The sequence below is a fragment of the SAR324 cluster bacterium genome, assembly GCA_015232315.1.
GTDB lineage: Bacteria > SAR324 > SAR324 > SAR324 > NAC60-12 > JADFZZ01.
Window position 1 is genome coordinate 19,782 of record JADFZZ010000037.1, and the last position, 23,049, is coordinate 42,830.

General features: G+C 46.7%; 21 protein-coding genes. 3 read left to right on the top strand and 18 right to left on the bottom strand.

The genetic code is table 11. The features are described from left to right. Positions 1 to 29: 29 nt before the first annotated feature. From HQM11_18100 to HQM11_18110, 3 genes are all read right to left on the bottom strand, one after another. Positions 30 to 734: a hypothetical protein gene (locus HQM11_18100; GenBank protein MBF0352951.1), complete on the bottom strand. Its 705-nt coding sequence runs from the start codon at positions 732 to 734 to the stop codon at positions 30 to 32. A 355-nt stretch (positions 735 to 1,089) separates the two neighbouring features. Then, positions 1,090 to 2,850: a hypothetical protein gene (locus HQM11_18105; GenBank protein MBF0352952.1), complete on the bottom strand. Its 1,761-nt coding sequence runs from the start codon at positions 2,848 to 2,850 to the stop codon at positions 1,090 to 1,092. Positions 2,851 to 2,911: 61 nt separating this feature from the next. Beyond that, positions 2,912 to 3,952: a UDP-glucose--hexose-1-phosphate uridylyltransferase gene (locus HQM11_18110; protein MBF0352953.1), complete on the bottom strand. Its 1,041-nt coding sequence runs from the start codon at positions 3,950 to 3,952 to the stop codon at positions 2,912 to 2,914. A gap of 142 nt (positions 3,953 to 4,094) precedes the next feature. Here HQM11_18110 and HQM11_18115 point away from each other — a divergent pair, with 142 nt between their 5' ends. Both HQM11_18115 and HQM11_18120 read left to right on the top strand, forming a co-directional pair. Next, positions 4,095 to 6,146, top strand: a complete 2,052-nt coding sequence (locus HQM11_18115) for an alpha-galactosidase (protein MBF0352954.1) — start codon at positions 4,095 to 4,097, stop codon at positions 6,144 to 6,146. Further along, on the top strand, positions 6,143 to 7,531 hold the full coding sequence (locus HQM11_18120) for an MFS transporter (protein ID MBF0352955.1): 1,389 nt from the start codon (positions 6,143 to 6,145) through the stop codon (positions 7,529 to 7,531). Before HQM11_18115 ends, HQM11_18120 begins: the two co-directional genes overlap by 4 nt. A gap of 90 nt (positions 7,532 to 7,621) precedes the next feature. Here the strand turns inward: HQM11_18120 and HQM11_18125 are convergent, their stop codons facing one another. The 15 genes from HQM11_18125 to HQM11_18195 form a co-directional block, all read right to left on the bottom strand. Further along, entirely contained in the window at positions 7,622 to 7,957 is a 336-nt protein-coding gene (locus HQM11_18125; GenBank protein ID MBF0352956.1) for a winged helix-turn-helix transcriptional regulator, read from the bottom strand. Between the two features lie 482 nt (positions 7,958 to 8,439). Continuing rightward, complete coding sequence (locus HQM11_18130; protein ID MBF0352957.1) at positions 8,440 to 9,135, bottom strand: sulfite exporter TauE/SafE family protein; 696 nt, start codon at positions 9,133 to 9,135, stop codon at positions 8,440 to 8,442. Continuing rightward, entirely contained in the window at positions 9,135 to 9,632 is a 498-nt protein-coding gene (locus HQM11_18135; protein MBF0352958.1) for a FixH family protein, read from the bottom strand. Before HQM11_18135 ends, HQM11_18130 begins: the two co-directional genes overlap by 1 nt. Before the next feature lie 120 nt (positions 9,633 to 9,752). Further along, the gene (ccoG, locus tag HQM11_18140; protein MBF0352959.1) at positions 9,753 to 11,123 is read right to left on the bottom strand and encodes a cytochrome c oxidase accessory protein CcoG; all 1,371 of its coding nucleotides are present in this window, start codon (positions 11,121 to 11,123) and stop codon (positions 9,753 to 9,755) included. Between the two features lie 139 nt (positions 11,124 to 11,262). Beyond that, on the bottom strand, positions 11,263 to 11,844 hold the full coding sequence (locus tag HQM11_18145) for a c-type cytochrome (GenBank protein MBF0352960.1): 582 nt from the start codon (positions 11,842 to 11,844) through the stop codon (positions 11,263 to 11,265). A gap of 28 nt (positions 11,845 to 11,872) precedes the next feature. After that, positions 11,873 to 12,067: a cbb3-type cytochrome c oxidase subunit 3 gene (locus tag HQM11_18150; GenBank protein MBF0352961.1), complete on the bottom strand. Its 195-nt coding sequence runs from the start codon at positions 12,065 to 12,067 to the stop codon at positions 11,873 to 11,875. A gap of 3 nt (positions 12,068 to 12,070) precedes the next feature. Then, positions 12,071 to 14,212 carry a cytochrome-c oxidase, cbb3-type subunit I gene (gene ccoN / locus HQM11_18155; GenBank protein ID MBF0352962.1) on the bottom strand — a complete coding sequence of 714 codons (2,142 nt, stop codon included), beginning with the start codon at positions 14,210 to 14,212 and terminating at the stop codon, positions 12,071 to 12,073. Between the two features lie 17 nt (positions 14,213 to 14,229). Continuing rightward, a complete protein-coding gene (ccoS, locus tag HQM11_18160; protein ID MBF0352963.1) occupies positions 14,230 to 14,391 on the bottom strand; it encodes a cbb3-type cytochrome oxidase assembly protein CcoS in 162 nt (53 codons plus the stop codon). Positions 14,392 to 14,494: 103 nt separating this feature from the next. Beyond that, complete coding sequence (locus HQM11_18165) at positions 14,495 to 15,199, bottom strand: DNA-3-methyladenine glycosylase (GenBank protein MBF0352964.1); 705 nt, start codon at positions 15,197 to 15,199, stop codon at positions 14,495 to 14,497. Continuing rightward, positions 15,153 to 16,226, bottom strand: coding sequence for a branched-chain amino acid aminotransferase (locus tag HQM11_18170; GenBank protein ID MBF0352965.1), 1,074 nt, complete (start codon positions 16,224 to 16,226; stop codon positions 15,153 to 15,155). Before HQM11_18170 ends, HQM11_18165 begins: the two co-directional genes overlap by 47 nt. A gap of 45 nt (positions 16,227 to 16,271) precedes the next feature. After that, entirely contained in the window at positions 16,272 to 16,418 is a 147-nt protein-coding gene (locus HQM11_18175; GenBank protein ID MBF0352966.1) for a hypothetical protein, read from the bottom strand. Positions 16,419 to 16,825: 407 nt separating this feature from the next. Then, positions 16,826 to 17,803 carry a serine/threonine-protein phosphatase gene (locus HQM11_18180; protein MBF0352967.1) on the bottom strand — a complete coding sequence of 326 codons (978 nt, stop codon included), beginning with the start codon at positions 17,801 to 17,803 and terminating at the stop codon, positions 16,826 to 16,828. Further along, positions 17,800 to 18,171 carry a DUF1987 domain-containing protein gene (locus tag HQM11_18185; GenBank protein MBF0352968.1) on the bottom strand — a complete coding sequence of 124 codons (372 nt, stop codon included), beginning with the start codon at positions 18,169 to 18,171 and terminating at the stop codon, positions 17,800 to 17,802. Before HQM11_18185 ends, HQM11_18180 begins: the two co-directional genes overlap by 4 nt. Positions 18,172 to 18,182: 11 nt before the next feature. Further along, positions 18,183 to 18,734 carry a hypothetical protein gene (locus tag HQM11_18190; protein MBF0352969.1) on the bottom strand — a complete coding sequence of 184 codons (552 nt, stop codon included), beginning with the start codon at positions 18,732 to 18,734 and terminating at the stop codon, positions 18,183 to 18,185. Continuing rightward, the gene (locus tag HQM11_18195) at positions 18,731 to 20,539 is read right to left on the bottom strand and encodes an ankyrin repeat domain-containing protein (GenBank protein ID MBF0352970.1); all 1,809 of its coding nucleotides are present in this window, start codon (positions 20,537 to 20,539) and stop codon (positions 18,731 to 18,733) included. The genes HQM11_18190 and HQM11_18195 overlap by 4 nt, the downstream gene beginning before the upstream one ends. Here HQM11_18195 and HQM11_18200 point away from each other — a divergent pair. Next, on the top strand, positions 20,538 to 22,913 hold the full coding sequence (locus HQM11_18200; GenBank protein ID MBF0352971.1) for a chemotaxis protein CheA: 2,376 nt from the start codon (positions 20,538 to 20,540) through the stop codon (positions 22,911 to 22,913). The two genes, HQM11_18195 and HQM11_18200, sit on opposite strands and share 2 nt — an antisense overlap. The last annotated feature ends 136 nt before the right edge of the window (positions 22,914 to 23,049 follow it).

The window sequence follows — 23,049 nt, forward strand, 5'->3', positions numbered from 1 at the left end:
ACCCGTATTCAAACCAGCCTTTGGGAAATCTAACGCCGATAACCAATGCCCACCATCAATCCGTTGGCATTGACAGCCTGATAGCCGGGGATACGGACTTTCCATGAATCCATTTCCAGAATGATGAGCCAGTTATTCATGATACCGATGGCCAGACCCCAATATTGGCCAAGAGATTTGCTTCCACTGTGAGCAATCGACAGATCTCGACTTTGCGAGTTTCCGACCGCGTCATAGTATTGAAATTTTTCAGTTAATGTCACGTCCAGTTCCAACGGAATAAAGACGCCTCCGAAAAAATAAATCGATTTGCTGTCACTCTCACTATGCAGATAACTGAGCCCCAGTTCCCCATAATTCATACGCACTCTTGAAATTTGCGGAGATTCCCGCAGTCTATTTTGGTCGACATTCAGGCGAACATCCAATAAGCCAAAACTTAAGTGGGTTCCTAAATCTTTATAGGCGGAAGAAGTGATCATCCATCCCACATTCGTTTGAGAATGCTTTTCCACTTCCATGAAGTCCACCTTGATGGATTGACTGGTTTCAATCATCAATACAGTTTTGGAGTTGTCAATGTAAGATTGGGTGAAGGAAGAGGATCCGAGTTCTTGAGCATGAATGACATAATTGCCAGCCAGAAAACATGTCAGAACCCAAACAAAAAATCGGCTTTTGTCCAACATTGAATGGACGGGCCATTCTAAGATTTTGTGTATTTGTTCTTTCAAGAGAACCCCCTAAAAATAAACAACCCCTGTTTCAATTCTTTGCAACCCACGTCAGGGGTTGAGCACACACCGTGGAGTAATGGACCGGTTATCCGGTTTTATATAGTGTTCCTGATAATTATTTCCTGGGAGCGCAGGCGTCCCGCCCGCATTTGGAGGGCAAGAGGCCCTCCCTCCGACCAAATTATTTTTCTGGAATACTATACGATAACCCCTATGCAATATATTTGCCCATGTTTAAAGCAAAGGCAGGAGTAATTCAAAAACTGTTTTTTCCAAAGAAGGGATTTTCATGTTTTCCCATCGGCGTCAATAACAATAGAGACTTACAATAGCGTCGCTACTCCTTTTCCCTTCATTCCTGGTAACTCCAGAGTTCTGTGCCATGTGCCGTATTGCTGGCATTATACATCAGTTCCGTTCCGAAAACAGCAAACGACTTGGGGTAACTTCCCAGGTAATCCACACTGACATCGACAACCCGCGCTGGAGTTGTTCCGTCAAAAGCCCACAGTTCAAAGCCATTGATGCCATCACTGGCCCGGAAAAATATTTTATTCTGGAACAGTGTCAGTTCTCCCGGAGAGGAAGAGGCTGTTCCAGAATTAATGTCCGCGACAAGACTGACAGAGGTGCCATCATAAGAGTAGAGTTCTGTGCCTTTTGTGCCGTCATCTGCGGCGAAGTATAGTTTATTATTGTAGGGTGTCAGATAGTTGGGATAAGAACTGGTGGTACTGCTGATTTCAATCAAGGTGGGCGCACTGGTACCTTCATATACCCAGAGTTGGACTCCGGAAGTTCCGTTATCCGCGCTGAAATACAGTTTATTGTTCCAGACTGTCAGGTGTGCCGGTGCCGAGCCAAGCAGTTCGCCTTCCTGAATGTTGGCCGCAAGAGCCGGGGCGTTGGTTCCATCATATGACCAGAGTTCCACACCATTGACGCCTTCATCGGCGGCAAAGAACAGTTTATCCTGAAAAACGACGAGATACTCCGGGGCTGAACCGATTTCACCGGGATAAATATCCGCTACCATGGACGGCGCATTCGTTCCGTCATATTTCCAGAGTTCACTGCCATTGGTTCCATTGTGAGCCCGGAAATACATCACATCCTTGAAAATCGTAAATGCGGCCGGAAGGGAATTGTTGGATCCGAGATTGATATCCGCCACCATGGAGGGGGTATTGCTGCCATCGTAAACCCAAAGTTCCATTCCGTTGGAGCCATCGGTGGCCCTGAAGTACATTTTATCTTTAAACAAAAACATTTCCTCAGCGTTTGAACCTCCTGAACCACTGCGGATATCAGCGATGAGTTTCATTCCCGCTGAATTAAAGGACCAGAGTTCTTTGCCGGTTTTGCCGTCACTGCCTTCAAAATACAGTGTACCATTCCAGGAAATCAACCACGTTGGAGAAGAACCATAAGCCCCACTCCGTAAATCCCAGACCATTTTAACACTGCATGTTTTGCCATAAAGCACACAACTGGCCTGCGTCACTGCCGGAGTGGAAGTGGTGCCGATTGTTGTTCCACTGGTCGTTGTTCCACTGGTCGTTGAACCACTGGTCGATGTTCCACTGGTCGTTGAACCACTGTTCGTTGTTCCACTGGTTGTTGTGCCTGAGGTGGTATCACTGGATGAACTGTCCGATGAGGATCCGCTGGAAGTACTGGAGGCGACAAGTTCTGCTTTGGAAAAATTGGAACCTTGACAACTATTGCCGTCAATCTCCATCAAATAACCGAGCTTATCATTCACATGCGTGATGATTCCTGAGCCCTGCACGGCCCCGATCGGCTGAACGGGAATTTCAATAAGATTTTTTTCACCAAGCTGGCCTTTCACCAGGGCGGGGTCCGAATTGGCATAAAGCGTGATCGCAAATTCAATGGTGCTTCCGTCCTTGGCCACAATGATTTTATCCACAGCGTCATCGGAATTCCCGCAGTGGGAAAACCCGACCCATTCGCCTATAAATTTGTCACGATCTTTGGTGTTGGGCAAATCTTCAATGCTATCGCCAGTTTCAAGTTTCCCCCTGGCACAACCTGTCAGAATCAATGCGATGAATCCCAACACGATGAAAATATTTTTTTGATGTGACATAAACCATCGTCTCCGTTGATTATTTTGATATTCCTATATTTTAAAAAACATTTACCCAAATTCATTTCTTCGTTTTGAAATGGATTTCGGACATTTCCCGCATCCGGGCCGCCGCCTGTTCGGCCGTGATATCCCGTTGTGATTCTCCCAGCATTTCATAACCCACCATGAATTTTTTAATCGTGGCAGAGCGAAGCAGTGGCGGATAAAAATGCGCATGAAGCTGCCAATAACTGTCTTCATCGGTTCCCATGGGCGCACCATGCCAGCCCATGGAATAGGGAAATGAAGTCTGAAACAAATTGTCATAGCGCGTCAGGAATCGTTTCAGAATATCAGCCAGACTTGTTTGTTCTTCTGTGGTGATTTCTGTGAGTCTGCGAATATGCCTTCGGGGAAGAAGCAATGTTTCAAAGGGCCAGATTGCCCAGAACGGAATCACAACCAGCCAGTGTTTGTTGCTAATCACCAGACGTTCTTTTTTATCCAGTTCCAGGTTTGCGTAATCCTCCAACAGAACAGCGTTATTTCGCAGAAAATATTGCTTTTGCTGCAAATCTTCCTGAGCCGGTTCATTGGGAAGTTCAGAACTTGCCCAGATTTGACCGTGAGGATGTGGATTGGAGCATCCCATGACGCCGCCCTTGTTTTCAAAAATCTGCACCCAACGATAAGACTGTCCCAGTTCTTCCACTTGAGACATCCACAGTTGGACGACAGATTCAATATTGGACTGATCCATTTCCGGTAATGTCAGATCATGTCTTGGTGAAAAACAGATCACCCTGCATAGGCCACGTTGCCCCTGCATTTGCAACAGTGGATGTTCGGCCTGAATGCCATCAGGCGTATCAGGAAGCAACGCTGAAAAATCATTGTTGAAGACATAAGTGCTTTGATACACCGGATTTTTGAGGCCTCCGGCTCTGGTATTGCCGGGACAGAGATAACAGTTCGGGTCATGTTCCGGACGTTGTTCGGTCGCAGACGCTTCCTGATTGCCCTGCCAGGGACGTTTTGTGCGGTGCGGGGAAACCAGGACCCATTGTCCGGTCAATGGATTCCAGCGACGATGGGGGTGCTCTGTCGGGTTGAGTTGCATAACAGCTCCTGTTAGAAAACTAAAATAATGATGTTCCGCTAAAAAATACATTTCTGTTTCTTTCTTTTTTTGCAAATTAATTAGAAGAAAGAAATCTTTTTTTTGGATATTCGTTCACACTAACATAGTTCAGGGCCTTGTCATGAAGATTCAATCCATCAATATCTCTTTTGATTACAAGGGAGAACGTCTCCAGTACAGTTTCCAGGATCCATCCGTGATGGTGAATCCCCTGTTTGAAATGAATCTGGTATCGTCTTCTTTTCCGCAGGGACAAAAAATTGCGCTCACGCTGGTTCCACAACAGGAACTTCGCTTACATTCTGTGGAACTGGCTATGAAATATGCCTTTGAAAAAGGGGATCGTGTATTTTTGAATGGATTTCAGACATGGACCGAAAGCCGCGAATATGGCATGGCCGAAACCATTCTACCGCTGAATCGATGGACTTCACCGGTGAACAGGGTGTTTGAATTCAAAAATTATGGTGATTATCATTTTTATGAAACGTCTGGAAAACCGGGCTATTTCCATAGTTTTACCTGGTCCACCCTGTCGCGGGGACGCTCTTTGAAATTGATTGGTTCTCTCAATGAAACCAATGGCTACAGCATTATTGAATATGCGGTTCCCGAACAGAAAATTTCGTTGCGAAAAGACTGTGAAGGGCTGGACTGTTCCGTACAGACAACGATCCTGGAATTTTTGATTTGTGATGGCAGGGAACAGGATTTGTTTGACACCTGGTTTCAGCATCTGTCACTTCCCGCACCTCATGTGACTCAAAGCACAGGCTGGACCAGTTGGTATAATTATTACACTAAAATCACTCCAGAAATCCTTCTCGATAACCTCAACGCGTTTGCCAGTCGGCAGATTCCGCTCGATCTGTTTCAGATTGATGATGGCTATCAGGAAGCAGTTGGTGACTGGCTTCAGACCAATTCCAAATTTCCAGAGGGTCTCACACCCCTCACCGGGCAGATCCATGCAAACGGCTACAAGGCCGGATTATGGCTGGCACCCTTTGTCTGTGAAAAAAATTCCCGCTTGTTCCATGACAAACCGGAATGGCTTCTCAAAAATGAAAAAGGCCATCCGCTGACTGCCGGGTTTTGTCATTTATGGAGCGGAGATTTTTATGCGCTGGATGTGTATCATCCTGAGTTCAGACAATATCTGATAGATGTGTTTGCCAAAGTATTCACTGAATGGAATTTTGATATGGTGAAACTGGATTTTCTCTATGCGGTGGCACTTCAGCCACGTTTGGGGAAATCAAGAGGGCAGATCATGTATGAAGCCATGAAATTTCTGCGGGAAATTATTGGCGACAAAATCATTCTGGGCTGTGGTGTGCCACTCGGTTCAGCGTTTGGTCTGGTCGATTTTTGCCGGATCAGTTGTGATATTGCCCTCAAGTGGGAAGATGCTCTGCTGAACAATGTGGTGCATTATCGGGAACGTGTTTCCACCCGCAGTGCCTTGACCAGCACTATTTTCCGGCGTCAATTGAATCATCGGGCCTTTGTCAATGATCCGGATGTTTTTTTATTGAGAGATAATAATCTGTCCTTAACCGTTGACCAGCGCAAAACCCTGTTTATCATGAATCTGGTATTTGGCGGTTTATTGTTCACGTCAGACCATATCGGAGAATATTCCAAAGAAACCCTGGACTTGTATCAGTCCCAGTTTCCACTGCGGAACAGGGATGATTTAAAGGTCGAAGACAAGGATGGCGTGTATTACATCCGCTTCCGTTCAGACGATCGGGAATACTGGGTTTTTTCCAATTTCACTCCGAAATCCCGTGGGGTTTCACTGAGGCCCGGGGCGTTTTATTGTGATGAGGAAATTGTCTTCAAACGCATCAAACTTGAGCCTTTTGAAACAAAGTGTCTGCATCGCCTGTCCTCTGCTCCGTTTGATGTCGCAGGCAGCACCAGTCATATTTTTCCGGGAATGGATGTGGAGCGGGTTGTCTGGAATATGGACAACACCGAACTGGTTGTCAGTCAGAAATGTCCACGTTATAAAGAGATCCTGCTCAGGATTCCAAAGCATTTCAAAGGACTGACTGTGAATGACCATTATTTCAAATCAAGAAAAATGAATGGCGAGAACCTGCTTCGGGTATGTTTTCATCCTTCAGGTGAATTAGTCCCACCTAAATCTTCAGAGGTCTCATGACTATGGCAAAAAAATTACCGTTCTCAAAACAGATCGCCTATGCCATTGGTCAACTGGGGTGGTCAATCCTCATCAATGTGGTTAATCTGCAACTGGTTTATTTTTACATTCCACCTTCCGGGTCCGGCCTGAAAACCTTTATTCCACAAGTGGTTTTTCTGGCCGTATTGAATGCCTTGACCCTGTTGGCCGCCAGCGGACGACTGTTTGACGCGATCACGGATCCATTGATCGCCAGTCTGAGCGATAACTGGAAGGGCCCCAACGGACGGCGGATGCCCTTTTTGAAAGTCGGAGCGATTCCTGCGGCATTGTGTTGTTTGCTCATGTTCATTCCTGTCATTCAGGAGGAAAGTGGCTGGAATATCGCATGGCTGTTTCTTACACAGATTTTATTTTATCTCTTTCTCACCGTTTACGTGACCCCCTATTTCGCACTGTTGCCCGAACTGGGGCATTCCGCGCGTCAGCGACTGAACCTGTCCACATGGATTTCCATCACCTATGCTCTCGGAATCATGTTGGCGGCTCAGATCCCGGTGTTGGCAAGTGTCATGAAAGCATGGGGCATCACCAATCCTGTCACGGCGATCCAGTGGGCCATCGGATTGATCACCATGCTGGCTGCCCTGTTGATGCTGGTTCCTCCACTGATGATCGATGAACGTGAATACTGCCTGGGGGCTCCCGCGAATATCCCTGTTTTTCAGGCCTTGAAACAAACCTTCAGAAATAAACATTTTATTTATTACGTGGTGGCTGATTTTTCATATTTCATGGGCCTGACGATTGTCATGACAGGCTTGTTGTATTACATCACCGTCTTGTTGGGTTTGAATGAATCATTGATGGGAATTCTCCTGCCGCTGATGGTGGTGATTTCATTTTTGTTTTATCCAGTGGTGAATATTCTGGCACAGAAAACCGGAAAAAAAATTCTGATCACCGGTTCCTTTTTATTCATGAGCGGAACCTTCTTTTTTATCTTTTTTTTCGGAAAACTGCCGATTCCGAATCTGCTCCAGGCGTATCTGGTGGTCATTCTCTATTCTGTACCACTGGCTTTTCTGGGAGTTTTGCCCAATGCGGTGCTGGCGGATATCGCGGAACATGACGCCCTGAAAACAGGTATTCGTCAGGAAGGAATGTATTTTGCCGCACGAACCCTGATGCAAAAGTTTGGACAGACGTTCGGCGTGCTGATTTTTGCGGGACTCACTTCGCTGGGCAAAGATCCCGGAGATGATCTGGGAATTCGCCTGAGTGGTCTGGTAGGCTTCGGGTTGTGTCTGTCGGCAGGGTTATTTTTCTGGAAATATCAGGAAGATCTGTTGCTCAGGGAAACCGAAATGTTTGAAGCGGACATGGAAGGCGATCAGGTTTGAAGCGCATGCTCGCAAGAGTCATAGATACTCAAAATGTTATGGAGCGTCATTCTGTCACGGCCCCATTTTAGCACCTCGTTGTTTAAAAAACTATGGCTGACAATACATCCCTTTGATCAGGTGAAACAGTTCAATAAATTGAGGATTGCCAACGGAATAGAGTGAAAAATTGCCATCCCTCCGTGAATTGACGACGTCTCGATCCTTCAAAACCGATAAGTGCTGAGAAAGTGTTGCCTGTGCAAGGCCTGTATATTTTTCAAGTGCCTGGACAGAATACTCACCTTTACTTAAAACACACAAAATTTTCAGACGAGCGGGATGAGCAATAACTTTCAAGCCACGGGCCGCTTTTTGGATGTTACCGCTTTGGTCATCAAATAAATGTGCTAATTCTTCATGAATGTCTCGTTCTGTTAAATCCATTTCTTCTGACTGAGCCATGCTGCCCCTTGTTTATTATAAAACCAACCTCTGACATCATACGATTAGAAAATATTGAAATAACTGAATATACTCATAAAGTCAATTTTGAATCTTTAAAAGAATAATCAGACATTCCTGACTTGATCCGGGATTTCAGGATTAAGACGGCCATAGTCATTGTTTCGCCAATGTCAAATGGTTGCCGATAATGAAAATGCAGGAATCATCGAGGGTAAATACCGTTTAGAAAACGGTAGCATCGGGTTACGTCCCGATGAAATTCCACGGTTTGTCGCCCTCACCATGACGTAACCCGGGGCTACCTGTCGGTATCGTTCTGCACGGCTTGCACCACTCACTGGCGAAACGATGACTATAGCCAGTTTTCCCGGTTGGGATATGGCGATAACCAAGCTTTTCCCTCGGGTTGTGTTCTGTGACGCAAGAATTCCTTCCGTTTAGGGATGGGAGTGTCTAAAACATCATACAGGACGAAAAAGACCTGTGTATTGGACAATCACATAGATGCCCATCAGCAACACCAGAATACCGGAAAAATGAACAGAATGGTAGCGCAGTTTTGGAGAAACACGGGAAAGAATCACGGCAGTGAGCAACAGGCTGGGAGTGGTGGCAATACAAAACACCAGCATGGTCAGCATGCCCTGCCACAACGAATTCGTAGCAAAAGCACGCATTTCTACAGCCCACATCATTCCACAGGGGAGAATTCCTGAAACCATGCCCAGCGGAAAAACTTTCCAGGGCCCCATTTTCTGTCCCCAGCTTTTGAGCGATGGTACCAACCAGGACATACTTTGCGAAATCCATGAACTGATAAAGTCAGGCCAGCGTTTACCCACCAACACGACCGCGCCACCGAGGATCATGATGCCCCCACCAAGCCATGCGCCTGCGGCTTTCAAGGAAGTCTGCGGCTCAATCAACCAGCTCACACTGCCACCTAATGCTCCCATCAGTGCTCCGATCCAGGAATAGATCAGTACACGTCCAGCAACATACAGGGTGTGGTATTTCCATAAACCGGGAGCAGAGGATTGCTGAAATGGTAGCGTATAGGAACACACAATTCCACCGCACATTCCCGCACAGTGGAGACTGCTGGTCAGTCCCAGAATAATTGGAAAGGATATATCAATGAAAATGGAGGTATCCATCAAATACGGAAAGGATGGGTCTGTATGAAAACAGGATTCCCCTCCTGATTTTCAAAAGTGATGGTGATTTTCCATGAACCACGCAGCAGTCGTTTCAATAAGGCTTCATAGCGTCCGGCTTCGATTTCATGGAGCGTCACGGTTTCATCCAGAGAGGAATCCGAGGGACGATAGGCCTGTAAATGCCCCTTTAATCCCGACAGTTTCTCACCGTTAGCATCCTGAACGTCAACCAGCATACGGGTTTGATCGGCCTCATGAATTGGAGTCACCTTGGCACTCCAGCCTGATTTTGCGGTCATCCGTTGTGCGTCAATCACTTGTTCATAAGCCTGAGACTGCTCGTAATAATCACTGGAAACAAGATCCGATGGCTGTTGACTGGCCTTCCATATAAACAGGGCATTGACCGCAAACACCATTAGAAAAAACAGGACGATTCCTAGGGGCCAGATATTGAATCGACTGGTTTCTGGTTCTGATTCTTTCATGTTCATAAATCCCTTCATGTTTGAATTTAGGCATAACAACACACTGTTTTTCCACAACTGTAGAGACGCGCTATAGCACGTCTCTACGATCTTCTGGCAGAAGATATTTTGAGGTTCTGTGCATTCCTATTGTGGTCCCAGAAGTCGGATGTCCATTTTCCCGACTTGTTGACCATCAGAATCCAGATACAACGTGATGGGCAATTTTCCATTCTCCAACAACCGTTGAGGTACATTCACAAAAATATCCAGTCGTTGTGTTGAGTTTTGGAAAAGAGGGTACGGTTGAATTGGCACAATCAATTGGGCTTCTTCTGGTTCCTCCAGTCTGACCATGATCTGATGATCCTGTCGATCTTTATTGATCAGACGCAAGGTCAGGTGATTGCTTACGGTATTACCGGCCAAAACGCTGTAAGGCTCTCCGGGGTTTCTGATCACTGTAAATTCCACCAGCGGGCGATGGGAAACAGACCATATTAAACCTGCAATCATCACCAGCAGAATGCCGGCATAGATCATAATTCTGGGTCTGATAATTTTGTTGGTCTTGCCTTCCATGCGGGCTTCTGAGTCATAACGAATCAAACCTCTGGGGCGTTTGACCTTGTCCATGATGGAATCACAGGCATCAATACAACGGGCACAGCCGATACATTCAAGTTGAAGTCCATCACGGATGTCAATTCCTGTGGGACAAACCTGGACACACAGGTTACAGTTCACACAATCACCATTGGCTTTCCCGACTTTTCCCCGTGGTTCCCCACGCTGCTCATCATAGCTCACCTGAAATGTGTTTTCATCGGCTAAGGCAGACTGGAATCTGGCATAAGGACAGAGAAGTGTGCAGAACTGTTCTCTGAACCAGGCAAAATCAAAATAAAAAATCACGAGATTGAACATCATGAACAAAAACGCACCCCAATGTTCTGACGGCGGTTGTGTGATCCATTTAAGAATATTATCAATCCCGACAAAATAGGCCAGAAATGTATTGGCGGTCAGACTGGCAAATATTAGAAACAAGATATGTTTGAAGCTTTTTTTACCAATTTTTTTCAGTCCCCATGGTGCGTTATCCAAGGCCAATCGCTGATTGCGGTCTCCCTCAATGAGGATCTCGATTTTGCGAAAAACAAATTCAAGAAACACGGTCTGCGGACAGGCCCAACCACACCATAATCTTCCTGCCAGCGCTGTAAAAAAGAACATGGCGATTGCGGCCGCGACCAGAACGAACACCAGATATTTGACATCCTGTGGAAAAAAAATCTGCCCTAAAATGATAAATCGACGATCCGTAACATCCAGTTGAAAGGCCGGGAGACCATTGATTTTTAGCCATGGAACCCCGAAATAAAACACCATGAGCGCATAACTCACCCATTGACGGCTTAGCGTAAAACGGCCTTTGATAGCCTTGGGATAAACCCAGATCCGATGTCCTGTCTGATCGACAGTGCTTAGTGTCTTTGGAATATGTGCGTCACTCATGGGGCCTCTCCAGGAGAAAAGTGAGCGATCTGCTCTCTGAAATCACAGATCAAGAAACATGAGTATATATCAATAATTGAATATTATTCCACAATAAAAAGTCCTTCAAAATTAATGAAGGACTTTTTAAAAACGATTTTCAGGGATATTCAACCCCCTGAGGTGCTTTTGCATTGGGTGGGTTTGTCCCCTGAAGGGCCTGAATATAAGCCACCACATTGCTAATTTTTTTCGGATTCAGAATGGCTTTCCATGAGATCATCCCCATGCTGGGCACACCATTGGTCACCACTTCCACAAGATTTGCGGTGGTGTTGCCGTGTAACCAGAATTTATCTGTCAGATTTGGTCCGATGCCACCTTCACCCGACGCACCATGACAGGGCAGACAGTTGGCCATGTAAATCTGTTTTCCGTCATCAAGATCCCCACCAGATGTTGCGACAGCGGCAACGGGTGCAGATTGATCTGCTGAAGATGGTGTCACAGTTGGTGCCGCTGCTTTAGCGGTTTCGGCACGTTGCTGTTCCACAAGGGCAACTTCTTCGTTGTATTCCTGAAGGACAGATTTTCCTCCGAACAAGTGATAATACGGAACATAAACAATCCCGAAAATAATGGTACCATAAAACAGCCACAGCCACCATGCTGGTAGCGGGTTATCAAACTCTTTGATCCCATCATAATCGTGATCTAGCAATTGGTCTTTTTGAGATGCCATGAGACACTCCTGTATGAATAGGTTTCAATCAAGAATCACGGGAATCACTGGCAATATCTGAATCCGATTTTTCCAGTGGAATTCTGGAAATATCCTCATATTGCCTGCTTGAGTTTTTACGAAAAACCCAGCCCAGGATTCCCACAAACAGAATGAAAAAAATTAGTAGGGAAGTGATTCCCCAGAAAGAAAATCCGACTTCCGCCATTACATCACGAATCATAAATCAATTTTGGCTATGAGTTGAATTGCTGCTCATGCTCATGCCTTTTTTGATGTCTGTTCCCACGCGCTGGAGATAGGCGATCAATGCGATAATTTCCTTATCCGCGGAGCCTTTGATACCCTGCTGTTCAAGATTTGCCGCAATTTCTGAAGCCTGCGCTTTCAGATCCTTGACAGCATTGTTGATTTCATCTGATGAGTAGGGAACACCAATAACCTTCATGGCTTTCAACTTGCCCTGAGTGTCTGAGGTATCGAGTTTGTTGGACAGCAACCAGTCATATTTGGGCATGAGAGATCCTGCCGAAGTATTGAGCGGATCCTGCATGTGACGATAATGCCAGATATCAGGATATTTTCCACCGACGCGATGCAGATCCGGTCCGGTCCGTTTGGAACCCCACTGAAATGGATGGTCATAAACAAACTCACCCGCCTTGGAATATTCACCATAGCGTTCGGTTTCAGCCCGGAATGGACGAACCATTTGAGAATGGCAGTTGTAACAACCTTCCCGGATATAAATGTCCCGACCTTCCAGTTCCAGTGCCGTATAAGGTTTCACTGACGCAATGGTGGGAATGTTGCTTTTAACAATAAAGGTTGGAACGATTTCGACCAAACCACCAATTGCCGCGGCCACAAGCACCAGCACTCCGAATTGAAGAGGGCGTTCTTCCAGAACACGTTGCAGACTCAGGCCTGTCAATGGTTTTGTTTCACGAGCTGGAGCCTGTGCAAGTTCATCGTCAGGGACTTTCACGCCTGCGATGGTTTTCACAACGTTATAGACCATGATCAGCATTCCGCCAAAATAGAGCAGACCACCGATCAGCCGCACATAATACATCGGCACAATCTTGATCACCGTTTCGACAAAATTTCCATAAACCAGATAACCGTCCGCGTCAAATTCACGCCACATCAACCCCTGGGTAATTCCGGCCACCCACATGGAGATGATGTAAATAATGATTCCGATGGTAGCGAGCCAGAAGTGGATGTTCGCCAATTGGACACTATAAAGTTTACGTCCCCACAGTTTGGGAAGCAGATAATATACCAGCGCGAAATTCATAAAGCCGTTCCATCCCAGAGCACCGCTATGCACATGTCCGATAGTCCAGTCCGTATAATGAGATAAAGCATTGACCACTTTAATCGACATCATGGGGCCTTCAAAAGTGGACATTCCATAAAAAGTGACGGCAACCACCATGAATTTCAGGATAGGATCGGTTCTCAGTTTATCCCAGGCTCCTCTTAACGTCAGCAGACCATTGAGCATCCCTCCCCAGGAAGGAGCAATCAGCATCAGACTGAACGCCATCCCCAGACTTTGCGCCCATTCAGGAAGCGCTGTACTCAAGAGGTGATGAGGACCCGCCCAGATATATAGAAACACCAGAGACCAGAAGTGAACAATAGACAACCGGTAGGAATAGACAGGTCGGTCAGCCGCTTTAGGCATGTAATAATACATCAAACCCAGAATGGGTGTGGTGAGAAAAAAGGCCACAGCATTGTGTCCATACCACCATTGTACCAGAGCATCCTGAACGCCAGCATACAAAGAATAGCTTTTCAGAAAACTGACAGGCATTTCCAGAGAGTTGACAATGTGTAGCATCGCTACTGTCAGGATGGTCGCGATATAGAACCACAAGGCTACATACATGTGTCGTTCGCGACGTTTGATCAACGTTCCGAAAAAGTTGATGGCAAACACCACCCAGATTAAAGCAATTGAAATGTCAATCGGCCATTCCAGTTCCGCATATTCCTTGCCGGTGGTGATACCAAAAGGCAGGGTCAAGGCCGCGGAAACAATGATCAATTGCCAGCCCCAGAAATGGATATTGCTCAGGATGTCATTGAACATCCGTGCTTTACACAAACGCTGGGTTGAATGATAAACTCCAGCGAACATCGCGTTGCCAACAAACGCGAAAATCACAGCATTGGTATGCAAGGGTCGTAAGCGACCGAAAGTGAGCCAGGAAGTAAGATTTAGTTCTCGAATTGCCAGTTGCGCAGCGATAATCACGCCTACAAGCAGTCCAACGGCACCCCAAAGGATGCTGGCCAGCAAAAATTTACGAACGATGCTGTCGTTATAACGAAAGGTTTCCATATTAGCCATATGTGCCTCTTTTCAGGTTATTTTTGCATCAGGTTAGTTCTGTCCTCATCGAACAGAATACGATGTGCCGGAGTCTGGAGATCATCAAATTGTCCGGTTCTTAATGCCCATATAAAAAACACTAATGCACCGGCTCCGAACACGAGTGAAATGGGTAACAGAATGTAAATCACACTCATACACCCTCACAATGATTGAACTGTTTGCAATAAAACACGAACGCTATAGCACACACATCTTGACGATTGCAAGCCTGAATACCAGCAATCTGGCCGAAATTTATTATTTGTGAGTTAAAAATGTATAAGTCGGAGGGGCTTGCATTCGAAGGGGGTTTTTGGTGCAATAAGCGGCATAGCGCTCGTCAATAAAACGGTAGGGAAGGTGTTCATCCCGTCCTTGGGGGATTCCCATACGGGTTGTCTGAATTACTCGGGTTGGAACATAGCCAGTATCCGCCAGATAAAAGCGATCCGGATGCATCTGGTGTTGATCCCATTGGCGAACTTTCAGTGCGAGAGAACGGCAAAGCAGGGTTTGCCCGGAACACAATTTTCGTAGTGGACGTTTTCGACCGGATCCTTTCACCGGATTCAGTTCCCGCATCATTCGCAGTTCAGCAGAAGAGATCACCAAAGGGTCGGCAAAAGCCGATTTGATCAAAACAGCGTTGCCGTCTCCCCGGCAACTGAAATTGAGGGAATCTCCGCCACGGGAAAAATACATATAAATGGTTCCGGGAGGCATGAACAGGGCTTTCCGCTTTTCAGTAAAACCCAACGAGGCATGACTGCCTTTTTCATGCAGATAATAGGCTTCTGTTTCGATGATACGGCAGGATAACCACAGGCCCTGATAATGGTGACGCAGGACTTTGCCCAGAAGGTCTTGCGCTACTTTCTGGGCATCCCGGTCAAAAAATGAGGCAGGCAGAACATGATCAGGCAACCGGGACCATCCAGGAAAATGGATCAGGCTTCTGCCCATACTGGATACCCGTGATTTCGTTAAAAAAACGCTGGGCAACAGGCCCGGTTTTTCCTCCATTGATGACCAGATCCTGATCCTTGTAGTGCAACAGTCCGACTGGAGAAATAACCGCAGCGGTTCCGGAACCGAAAATTTCTTTCAATTGCCCACTGTGATAGGCCTGGACAACCTCTTCGATGCTGATTCGTTTTTCAACGACATTCAGCCCCCAGTGACGTCCCATTTCCAACACAGACTGGCGGGTGATTCCAGGAAGAATGGTTCCAGTCAATTTTGGTGTGACAAGATCGTTGCCTATCACAAAGAAGATGTTCATGGAACCGACTTCTTCCACATATTTCCGTTCCACTGCGTCCAACCACAAAACCTGGGTATATCCCCGGGCTTTGGCTTCTTTTTCAGCCAGAATGCTTGCCGCGTAATTCCCTGCGGTTTTAGCTTCACCGGTCCCACCTGGAGCCGCCCGTGTATAAGTTTCTGAAACCACGATTTTGACAGGATTGAAGCCTTCAGGATAATATGGCCCGACGGGACACATGATGATGAAAAATAAAAACCGGTTTGGCACTTTCAAGCCAAGAGCTTCTTCTACGCCAATCAGGGTTGGGCGAATGTACAGGGAGGTTCCCGGCGATTCAGGGATCCAGCGTGATTCAACCTGAAGCAGTTTTTTCAGGGAGGACAGGACAAATTCAATATCAATTTCAGGCAGACACATGCGTTGCGCTGTACGGTTCATCCGTTCAAAATTGACCTTCGGACGAAACAGTACATGCTGTCCATTGGCAGATTTGTAAGCTTTCAACCCCTCAAACGCTTCGGGGCCATAGTGGAAAATCATGGCAGACGGATCAAGTTCGAGTTTGTGATACGGTTCAATTCTCGCGGAATGCCAGTCTTTCCCTTTGTCCCACTCCATCATGAACATGTGATCTGTCATCACGGTACCAAACGCTACTTTCGAAATATCCGCGGGAGGTGTTTTTCTTTGAGAATCAGGCAAGGTGCGAATGTTCAGTTCCATGAAGACCTTTCTTAAAAATTGTGTAGAAATAATGGCCGCATCGGGTCAGCGGGAATTCAGGTAATTGACAACACGATAAGACTGTTCCTGCTTAATGGTTTGATAGTTCATTATAAAATAAACCAGGGTTGAACCTGCGCCCAACAATATTACGAGTCCCACCCCTGTGAACGCTTTTTGTCCTTTTGTCATAAATGTTCCTGGAAAGAAGTATATTCATATCAGCAGACTACTGCCGTGGAAATATGCCCTGACCATCGGACAAGTCAAGATTTTGCAGGAACTTGTGGGAGTGATCCTATTTTTGGCCACAAATTGTAGGGGTAAATCTGTGTGTTCGCCTTGCTCCCAATGTCAGCAACTCAAGCATTCTGAATAGTGCTGTGTTTCAATTCCCCCTTGGTTCAAGGGGGGTGGGGGGATGTAATTCTGAGTGTTAAATCCCCCATGCCCCCTTTGAAAAGGGGGATTCCCCGGCGAAGAACGTCTTAAGTTGGAGACATTGGCCCTGCTCCCGGGCAGACACACAGGTCTGCCTCTACGGGACAAATCCCAAACCAGGTGGTAAATCAAGGACCGTTTTTTGACATATGGCCATGTCATTGTCCCGTATAGCGCACGGCAATCATGGTCATGTCATCATCCCGGGGCCGATTCATGGTAAAACCAATCTGCAGAGTCACCAATTTTGATAATATTTCTTTCAGAGGCAATTGCCGATATTCCCTCAGTAAGGCCACCACCTTTGTAAGGCCAAGCTGTTCATAGGTGTTGTTGAACGCTTCTGTCAGGCCATCTGTATATAAAAAGACCAGATCGCCCAGGCTCAAACAATATTCTTTTTCTTTGAATTTGATGAGATTGCCTGGAATAATCCCCAATAAAGGGCCGGACGGGTTCAGCATGAGGGGCGCCGCCCCTGAGGCCGGAATGATCAGTACATCCGGATGCCCGCAATTGGAAATTCGCAATCGACCATCATTAAAAATACGAAGAAATACCCCGGACAAAAATCGGTCTTCAGGAAGATGATTCACAAAAATATGATTCATTTGTTCCATCACCCGGACCAAGGAAGGCTCGTCCTCATGCTGGATGAGAACCATGTAGGCCATGATGGTACTCAGCGCCGCGCCAACCCCATGGCCGGTGGCATCACCCAGAAAAATATCCACCCGATCTGTAAGATTGTTCACCATGTGGTAAATATCTCCCGAAACATGGGAATGAGGGAAATAGAGGCTTTCAATCTGCAAAAAAGAAGGCTGCTGGTCGAGTTCAAAAATCTGTTTCTGGATTTCTGCGGCAATTTTAAGATCTGCCTGCAATTCGTGATTCTGTTTTTCCAGTATATTGGATGTCCGGCGTAATTCATCGGTCAGGTCTTTGAGCACCAACTGATTTTTATCATTGATCTTCAACAGTCGGCTCATCTGCTTATACAATTTTTTGTAATCGGTAAGCAGTTCACAAAAAGCGGCATTGATCTGTTCCGGCGAACAATTCAGGCTGTCCAGAATGGCTTCTGCCTTGCTGATGGCACGCTCCTCCCGTGAAAACAGGGAATCCTCACTCATTTGCAGACCAGATTGAAGGTTAAACGTTCCAGGTCTTCCTTGAATTCCTCACCATATTCCAGAGCACTGTCATTTTCAGCGTCATAAATCCAGTTCACAGTGATATTTTTTCCGTCTTTGGCGGCATCTTCCAGCGTATCAAACAAATCCAGAAACACCTTGGAGGAACTGCTGTTGAAATAAATGATTTCCATGTTGAGAATGAGGTTTCCCTCTGCCGCCAGAGCCTGTTTGAGCCAGGCCATGACAGGTGCATAGAATTCAGCGGTATTTTCCGGATAGGATTCCCCCTGCATCACCAGCGGGTGTTCCAGGGCAAAATCAATGTGTGGTGTGAAACGGGTTTTTTCGATGAACAAACGATCCATAGCAACACTCCTTAAATGACCGTTTTTAAAGTAAAATAGGCATAATTCCGATCAAGAACTTCAAAATGATATTCAATCGGCTTGGTCGCTTTCCGTGCCATTTCAATAAAACCCAGTCCTGCGCCCTTGCTTTCAGAATCTGGTTCCAACCGTCGCTGTTCCTTGTAATACTGCTTCAATTCATCCTTGTTCATCTTCCTGATGATTTCCAGTTTGACAGTCAAACGCTCCACATCATCCAGACGAATCTTGTTGCCGCAGGTGACAAAATATTCATCCCCTTTATGACCGACTGTCAGCATGCCCACCTTCAGCGCGTCTTCCAGATTATCCGGGGACGGGGTGAGTTTTTCAGCGGAATAATGCACGATGTTCTGTGTCTGCTCAATCACCATGGAAAATATTTTGATGATGGTGGACGCATTGGTTTCAGCATATTCCAGTCTATGTTTGATGAGATCGCCCAGTTCCACAATGGCTTTCTGTGTGATGGGTCCACTGAAACAAAAAAAGATCCCCTCCTGATTCAGTTGATCCTGAAGCTGATACATATTCTCAATCATGCAAAACCTCCGTCATGCCTGCGCACAAAAGACGCGGGATCGAATCCCACAAGAGTGATATCATCAATCTGATCATAAGTATTTTTATACGTGTGAAAATTTGCCAGCACCTGTTCCTTTTGTTCGTCCACAGGAAGAGACAGGCCATTCCGGAGTGACTCCATGAATCTTTTTTTCCCCCAGGGAAATCCCTTGTTTCCCCCCAGTTGGTCCATCAACCCGTCGGTTGCCATATAGCATTTCATCCCGGAGGTCAACGACAGCGTATTGTCGGTAAAGTTAAAGGATAAATCGGATCGTTTATAGCCCACACTTTCCCGATCGCCCGGAATGGACCGGATTCCAGCCCCATCCGTATAAAACAGGGGCAGGTTGGCCCCGGCATAAACCAGACATTTTTGATCAGGTTTGACCCAGCAAATACCAATATCCAGACCATCATCCGACATGGATTCATGGTGATCCTGATGCAGTGCTTTCTTGATGGTCACATTCAGTTTTCTCAGAATCTCACCCGGTGACTCGCAATTTTCATAGAGAATAATCCTGCGCAAGGCCGTGGACGCCATCATGGTGATAAACGCGCCCGGTACACCATGCCCGGTACAATCCACGACCGCGATCAAAAATTGATCCCCCATGAAATGCGTCACAAAAAAATCACCACCCACAATATCCCTTGGCATCCAGATCACAAAACAGTCCGGCAAACTGGCTCGAATTCTCTCAATATCGGGCAGAATCGAACGCTGGATCCGTGTGGCATACCGGATGCTGTCCATGGTTTTTTTGTTGGATTGTTCCAACGCGACATGTTGTTGTTGAAGTTGTGCCAGCACTTTTTGTAATTCGGCGGTGCGTTCTTCCACCTTGTTTTCGAGTTCCCGTCGATGCTGTTCCAGTTCATTCTGCAGTGTCTGGCGGGCGATGGCATAATGAATGGTTCGGAGCAACAGGGATTCATCCGTATTTTTTTTAACCAGATAATGCTGTGCCCCCTGCTGAATCAAACGCTCCCCGAGGATTTCATCATCGGTACCTGTCAGTACGACCACAGGAATCAGCCGTGCCTGTTTTTTGATGTGATAAAACGTATCAATTCCCGAACTGTCCGGCAGATGCAGGTCCAGCAGAATCATGATGAAATGTGTGTCTGTCAGCAATTGCAGCGCATCCTGCAAACGTTCCGCCAACAGCACTTCATAGCGTGAATGTTCCAGCATACGGATCAGCATGCGCGCCTGAAACGGACTGTCTTCCACCAGCAGGATTTTTTGTTTCACCGGTTCGGCCTGCGGCTGTTCCTGCACTGAAGCCTCCCCGGATGTGGGGGCCTGTGTTGGCTGAAACAAAGAGGCGATTTCCAGCTTTTTTTCATGAAGCGCCCATTCCCATGCGGTTCGGGAAAAGCGTTTATCGGCAATCTCTGTCGAGGCTCCCTGCCGAAGCAGAAGTTCCACAAATCCCTGATGTCCCTGACAGACCGCCAAGATCAGGGCGGTTCGGCCATCCAGTCGCTGGAGATTCAGATTTGCGTTTTTGGAAAGCAGGAGTCTGACGATATCCATATGTCCGTGAAACACGGCCAGCATCAGGGCATTCCACCCCAGATAACCCTGAAAATCAATCTTGGCTCCGGCATGGATGAGTTTTTCAGCAACCGGATATTTCCCGTCATTGGCGGCAATCATCAAGGCCGTCATCCCTCTGTGATCAATCGCATTCACATCCTGTCCCTGTTTGAGGGATTGCGCTATTGCTGAAATGTCACCGGACTGGATCTGTTGAAACCATGAACTCTGCATGAAACCTTACCTTGATCATCGCATGGAAAGTATTGTCTTTGCATCTGCTGACGCATATATACGGTTTCAAGAAACATGTACAGTACAATTTCAAACCAGACAAGGCCGTATCAGTATGGATGAACATCAAGCGCTTTTAGTGAATTTTTTGGAAGAAAGCCGTGCGCTCATGGCTCAGATTGAATCTGCCCTGATGGACCTGCCAATTCTGCGGAACGAACAGCGGATTCATGGCAGTCTGGAAGAAATCTGGCACGGATTTCACAGCATCAAAGGCTCCTCCGGTTTTCTCAATCTGCCGGCCCTCCAGAAGGTGTCTCAAACCATGGAATCGGTGTTCAAGCACATGGCCCGTGACCTCACCCTTGTCGACCGCATACCGATTGATGCCCTGCTCAATGTGTGTGAGGTGTTTTACAAAGCTCTCGATGCGATACAGATCAATCTGAATGACAACGATCTCGACTTTGAACTTCAGGAATCGCTCATCCCGCTGAACCAGTTTTTTAGCAGCACCCTGCTTGTCGCAGAAATGACGACCTCGCCTACAGAATCCTTGGATGAAACCATCAAACTGGACCCCGTCATGTTCAAAGAGTTTCTGTCCGAGGCCCATGGCACTCTGGAAATCGCTGAACAAACTCTGCTGGAAATTTCAAGACTCCATGAGGGCGAAAATCCGTCAGACCTGATCTATGCGGCTTTTCGTCTGTTGCATACCCTCAAGGGCAATTCAGCGATGCTCAAGATTGAACCGATGTCCCAACTGGCACATCAGGCGGAAAGCCTGTTAAAAAAAATGCAGGAACATAAAGTGCCAATTCAGAAAAATATCCCGCTTCTGCTGAAAAGCATGGATGTCTTCTGGGAGGCTCTGGAAGATCTTGAAACAAAAAAGACGTTGGATGTCCATGCGTTTGAAGCGATGACCCAAAAACTGAATGCCGCCATGCACAACACCGGGGTTGTCAGCACCAATATGGAAGGGGATCTGCCCTTGGGAACCATTCTGGCACATTTGGGCTATGTGGATCCTGAAGAAGTAGAAATCGCGCTCAAACGTCAGCGTTCCAACATTGGCGAATTGCTGATGGAAATGGGTGCTGTCAGTCAGGCAGAATTGGAACATGCGCTTCAGTGCCAGGAAGATCTCCGCAAGCAACAGAAACAATCCGCAGGTTCCGCTAAACAGGAACAGAATGTCCTCCGGGTCAATCTGAAAAAAGTGGAAAAACTGGTTGATCTGGTAGGGGAACTGGTCATTTCAGAGTCTATGGTGTTTCAGCATCCAACGATCCATAACCATGGCGATGGTCAATTTGAAAGTTTGTGTCAGCAACATCGCAATTATATCCGCCAGCTTCAAGACTCCGCACTTTCGATGCGAATGCTACCGATTGCGCCGTTGTTCAATAAATTGCAGAGACTTGTGCTGGAAACCTCTCAAAAGCTGGGAAAACAGGCCGAACTGGTCACCCTTGGCGAAGCTGTGGAAATGGACAAAACCGTGCTGGATCTGATTGCGGATCCCCTGCTCCACATCATCCGGAATTCGCTGGACCATGGCATCGAATCCGCTCAATCGAGACTGGCCGCTCAGAAATCATCCAAGGGTACTATTTCACTGGAAGCCCGGCATGTGGGAAGTGAAGTGTGGTTCATTGTTCAGGACGATGGCCGTGGTCTGGATCGTGAAAAAATCAGAAAAAAAGCACTTCAACAAAATTTAATTGAAGAACAAGGAATTTATTCTGACCCGCAAATCTGGGCATTGATCATGCGCCCCGGATTTTCCACAGTGGACAATGTGACTGATATTTCCGGCAGGGGGGTCGGCATGGATGTGGTTCAGAAAAATATTGATCAGTTGAAGGGCAGCATTTTGATTGACTCCATGCCTGAAAAAGGAACCACCTTCACCTTGCGGATTCCACTGACACTGGCGTTGATTGACGGCATGATCACCAGGGTTGGCGATTCCCGCTACATCATTCCGATTGATTCTATCCGTGAAATCATTCAACCCGGAGAAGTGGATTGCAGTGAACTTTTGAATAAAGGAGAAATTCTCAATCTCAGAGGTACGCCAGTGAAGGTGGTACGCCTGCATTTGCTGGATGGAACAGAACCCCGGCATTCCCGACTCCATGCGGGAACCATGATCATCCTTGAATCAGACCGGGAACAGATTGCGCTGTTTCTGGATGAGGTTCTGGGACAACAGCAATTCACGGTTAAGGCGCTTCCCCGTGTATTTCAGCATGTGCCCTGGCTGATGGGATGCACCATCATGGGCGATGGTGGTATCAGCCTGATCCTTGACTGTCGGAAATTAATCCATGCCATAGCCTCAACAGGAACATCATCCATTTGAATTATGGTTCTGTTCTCAGTGGCAGTTTGCCCTCGTCCAAACTAAAACTGGTTCAAGCATGGATTGAAATCCACGGCTACCAACTTAACCCGATACAGATGGTCGTAAAATTGTAGACAAAATTGTCCGTCCTGCC

Excerpts from the sequence above, each read along its gene's own strand:
- ccoN (MBF0352962.1), bottom strand. The coding sequence starts at position 14,212 with ATGGCTAATATGGAAACCTTTCGTTATAACGACAGCATCGTTCGTAAA.
- ccoS (MBF0352963.1), bottom strand. The coding sequence starts at position 14,391 with ATGAGTGTGATTTACATTCTGTTACCCATTTCACTCGTGTTCGGAGCC.
- HQM11_18120 (MBF0352955.1), top strand. The coding sequence starts at position 6,143 with ATGACTATGGCAAAAAAATTACCGTTCTCAAAACAGATCGCCTATGCC.
- HQM11_18195 (MBF0352970.1), bottom strand. The coding sequence starts at position 20,539 with ATGCAGAGTTCATGGTTTCAACAGATCCAGTCCGGTGACATTTCAGCA.
- HQM11_18190 (MBF0352969.1), bottom strand. The coding sequence starts at position 18,734 with ATGATTGAGAATATGTATCAGCTTCAGGATCAACTGAATCAGGAGGGG.
- HQM11_18170 (MBF0352965.1), bottom strand. The coding sequence starts at position 16,226 with ATGGAACTGAACATTCGCACCTTGCCTGATTCTCAAAGAAAAACACCT.
- HQM11_18185 (MBF0352968.1), bottom strand. The coding sequence starts at position 18,171 with ATGGATCGTTTGTTCATCGAAAAAACCCGTTTCACACCACACATTGAT.
- HQM11_18115 (MBF0352954.1), top strand. The coding sequence starts at position 4,095 with ATGAAGATTCAATCCATCAATATCTCTTTTGATTACAAGGGAGAACGT.
- HQM11_18145 (MBF0352960.1), bottom strand. The coding sequence starts at position 11,844 with ATGGCATCTCAAAAAGACCAATTGCTAGATCACGATTATGATGGGATC.
- HQM11_18130 (MBF0352957.1), bottom strand. The coding sequence starts at position 9,135 with ATGGATACCTCCATTTTCATTGATATATCCTTTCCAATTATTCTGGGA.
- ccoG (MBF0352959.1), bottom strand. The coding sequence starts at position 11,123 with ATGAGTGACGCACATATTCCAAAGACACTAAGCACTGTCGATCAGACA.
- HQM11_18150 (MBF0352961.1), bottom strand. The coding sequence starts at position 12,067 with ATGATTCGTGATGTAATGGCGGAAGTCGGATTTTCTTTCTGGGGAATC.
- HQM11_18135 (MBF0352958.1), bottom strand. The coding sequence starts at position 9,632 with ATGAACATGAAAGAATCAGAACCAGAAACCAGTCGATTCAATATCTGG.
- HQM11_18175 (MBF0352966.1), bottom strand. The coding sequence starts at position 16,418 with ATGACAAAAGGACAAAAAGCGTTCACAGGGGTGGGACTCGTAATATTG.
- HQM11_18200 (MBF0352971.1), top strand. The coding sequence starts at position 20,538 with ATGAAACCTTACCTTGATCATCGCATGGAAAGTATTGTCTTTGCATCT.
- HQM11_18105 (MBF0352952.1), bottom strand. The coding sequence starts at position 2,850 with ATGTCACATCAAAAAAATATTTTCATCGTGTTGGGATTCATCGCATTG.
- HQM11_18125 (MBF0352956.1), bottom strand. The coding sequence starts at position 7,957 with ATGGATTTAACAGAACGAGACATTCATGAAGAATTAGCACATTTATTT.
- HQM11_18180 (MBF0352967.1), bottom strand. The coding sequence starts at position 17,803 with ATGAGTGAGGATTCCCTGTTTTCACGGGAGGAGCGTGCCATCAGCAAG.
- HQM11_18110 (MBF0352953.1), bottom strand. The coding sequence starts at position 3,952 with ATGCAACTCAACCCGACAGAGCACCCCCATCGTCGCTGGAATCCATTG.
- HQM11_18165 (MBF0352964.1), bottom strand. The coding sequence starts at position 15,199 with ATGGGCAGAAGCCTGATCCATTTTCCTGGATGGTCCCGGTTGCCTGAT.